A 3,262-nucleotide genomic window follows, 5' to 3' on the forward strand; every position below is an offset into this window, starting at 1 on the left:
AGCAACGTGGTCTCCTCATAAAGTGGAGCTGTGGAGCGCTCGCACTTCGTATTGTGCAGCGATGACACCTCGAAAAGCGGGTCCACAGGTACGTCGGGCCTCGCGTGAAGAACCCGTCGGGTCGGCGGTTACTAGCGCGCGGCGCGGGCGGTGTCGTAATCGCCGGATCGTTCGAGCAACACTACGCAGACGTCAACGGGTACTGGCTGCAGACGGATGCCGTGCTCGACGGAACGTGGCATTCCTCGGTCCTGTCACGGAAGCGTCACGGCGTTTGGCGGTATCGCTTGGTCGATATATGGATCGTGTCCCCGGACGTGGACCGTCTTTGTCAAGTCGTCGCGATCAAGCTGCGCTTTGCTGGCCGGCGGAGACTGCGAAGCGCTCCGCAGCGGCGATGATTCGGTAGTAGACGACGACGGTCAGCTTGCGCTTCAGCGCTCGGAGGGCTGCTCGCGCGGTCTTGCCTTCGGCGCGCTTTCGATCGTAGTAGCGTCGGCCGGCGTGGTCGGGCCGGGAAAGTTGGACAAGAGCGATAACGTGCAAGAGCCGGTTGAGTTGACGGTTCCCGCCACGATTCACGCGAACCGCAGTACTCCTGCCACTGGAGCACTCGACAGGTGCTGTGCCGGCACGCATCGCGAATGCATCGGCGTTGCGACAGTTGCGCAAGTTTCCGGCGTGGCCAATGAGCCCCGCCGCAACGATAGTAGATACGCCGCGCAGCTCCAACAGTTCAGGAGCCAGGCGGCGCACCATAGGGCGGAGCAGTGCCTCGAGAGCCTTGATTCGCACATTGATCCGGACGATATCCTCGATCGCGAAGCGCAAGTCGTCGACGAGAGCCTGAATGACTGTGTCGGCGCTCGCTTGCGCACTTTCGATGATGTCTTGGATCGCGCGGATTCCAGGAGCGGAGAGAAGGTCTTGGGGAAGATCACCACGGTCAAGGCGCAAAGCCGTGCTACGTAAGCGATTGATGACTTCCGTGCGTTGCTGAACAAGGCGATCTCTTTGGTCGTAGCGCAGCCGCAACGCCTCTCGTTCCTCGGCCTCCTCGAATCGGGGAAGACGGTGTGCTTCACGTAGGACCGCCTCGGCGATCGCCTGGGCGTCAAGCGGGTCTGACTTCCCCGTGCGGCTGGAACGCTGACGATGGCGCTTCGTGAACGATCCCGGAACCTCGTACACGACAGCACCACTGGCGATTAAGACGCGCGCAAGAGCGCTCGCATAACAACCCGTGCTTTCCAAACCCCACACGACCTCGCCATCAAGACTTCGAGCCAGGGCAAGCGCCTCTTCATAGCCCGCCGCGTTCGTAGAGATCTTGAGGGACTTCACAACCCTGCCGACCGAGTCGAGGAAAACGACGCTATGCGTATTCTTGTGTGCATCCACGCCAGCAACGTACGGCATCACGGCTCTCCTTCCATAAGAGAAAGCGGACCGGCGGCACTTTATCGAGCCTGTGCATTCGTCTTTCCAGCCAATGTCTGCTTTCGATGCCGCATCCGCCGGCGAGTCCACGCGAGGCCACGATTCGGCAGTGTATGAGTGAGCCAGAACGGATGCTGCAACTTAGTGTACACCATAAAGTGTATGACCCCGGCCGCCTCGTAGGATAGAGGGCGGCCACCGTGGCTCCCGGCGAAGGTTGTTTTTGCAAAGCAACTTCCCGCGAAAGGACACCACGATGGCCAAGGTCAGTATGGCACTCGCCGAGCTCGTTGAAAAGGGGGCTCAGGACGAAGTCGTGCGCGAGCTCCTCAGCCATGTCGCCGAGCGTCTGATGGAGTTTGAGGTCGAGCAGCGCACGGGCGCCGAGTACGGCGAGCGAACGTCCGAGCGCAGCAACAGCCGCAACGGGTACCGCGATCGGCTCTGGGAGACACGGGTCGGCTCGGTCGACTTACGGATTCCAAAGTTGCGTCGCGGCGCGTACTTTCCGGCGTTTCTGGAGCCGCGTCGGACCGCCGAGAAGGCGCTCGCGGCGGTGATTCAGGAAGCGTACATTCAGGGCGTCTCGACGCGATCGGTTGACGAACTGGTCAAGGCGATGGGCATGACCGGGATCTCCAAGAGCCAGGTGTCGCGACTTTGCGCTGACATCGACGAGCGCGTGAATGCGTTTCTCACGCGTCCGCTCGAAGGCGACTGGCCGTATCTGTGGATCGACGCGACGTACGTGAAGGTGCGTCAAGCCGGCCGCATCGTGTCTGTCGCGGTGATAATCGCCGTCGCCGTAAACACTGACGGCGTCAGGGAAATCGTCGGCGTAGCCGTCGGCCCCAGCGAAGCCGAGCCTTTCTGGCTCAAGTTCTTGCGTGACCTCACGCGACGCGGCTTGCGCGGCGTGAAGCTGGTGATCTCCGACGCGCATCTTGGCCTCAAGGCTGCGATCGCGAAGGTCTTCAACGCGACGTGGCAACGCTGCCGTGTGCACTTCATGCGCAACGCTCTCGCGTATGCGAACAAGGGACAGCGACAGATGGTTCTCGCCTTGATCAACACGGCCTTTGCCCAAGAGACGCCGGCGGCTGCGCACGATCAATGGCGCGTCGTCGCTGATCACTTTCGAAGCAAGTTGCCAAAACTGGCGACGCTACTCGACGAGGCCGAGAACGATGTCCTCGCGTTCACGGACTTCCCACGTGCGCACCGCAAGCAGATCGCATCGACGAACCCACTCGAGCGGCTAAATGCCGAAGTCAAGCGGCGCACCGACGTCGTCGGCATCTTCCCGAATGACGCTGCGATCGTCCGCCTCGTCGGCGCGCTGCTCTTGGAGCAGAACGACGAGTGGCAACTGCAGCGACGATACCTCTCGCTCGAAGGACTCGGCGCGATCAGCGACAACCAGAACCAACGGCTTTCAGCCGTCGTTACGGGCTGAGGCACAACCCGCGTCGAGAGTCACTCGTACACCACTCCGCGGGACACGATCGGGGCTTTAACCAAGGTCCGCTATCGCGGTCTTGCCAAGAACGCGAACCGGCTGTTCGTCGCGTTCGCTCTTTCGAATCTCTTCGTCTCGCGCAACAAGCTTTTACGCTTGCAACGGGCGTAGTGTCTCTCGACGCACGGTTCGAGGACCTTCTGGAGCGCAGATAGGCTTCGGAAGGAGCAAAAATGTCAACCGTGCTACCTGATCTCTACAAAATCGCGGAAAATGCGGCGATTCTTTTGATTGATCAGACCATCCCTAAAGTCATCCTGAGCTTGTCGAAGGATCGCCGTGCCCTGCCTTGTCGGCCCTGAG

The 3,262-nt window shown here is 60.9% G+C and carries 2 protein-coding genes and 1 pseudogene; 2 read left to right on the forward strand and 1 reads right to left on the reverse strand.

Annotation, left to right across the window (positions count from 1 at the left end):
• Window positions 1-345 precede the first annotated feature (345 nt).
• Entirely contained in the window at window positions 346-1,419 is a 1,074-nt protein-coding gene (locus VII69_14435) for an IS110 family transposase (GenBank protein ID HEY5096307.1), read from the reverse strand.
• Between the two features lie 277 nt (window positions 1,420-1,696).
• Between VII69_14435 and VII69_14440 the strand changes: the two genes are divergently transcribed.
• Both VII69_14440 and VII69_14445 read left to right on the forward strand, forming a co-directional pair.
• A complete protein-coding gene (locus VII69_14440) occupies window positions 1,697-2,896 on the forward strand; it encodes an IS256 family transposase (GenBank protein HEY5096308.1) in 1,200 nt (399 codons plus the stop codon).
• A 60-nt stretch (window positions 2,897-2,956) separates the two neighbouring features.
• A pseudogene (locus tag VII69_14445) lies at window positions 2,957-3,070 on the forward strand (IS5/IS1182 family transposase).
• Window positions 3,071-3,262: the final 192 nt, after the last annotated feature.

It is taken from the genome of Candidatus Eremiobacteraceae bacterium (assembly GCA_036511855.1).
Taxonomy (GTDB): domain Bacteria; phylum Vulcanimicrobiota; class Vulcanimicrobiia; order Eremiobacterales; family Eremiobacteraceae; genus JABCYQ01.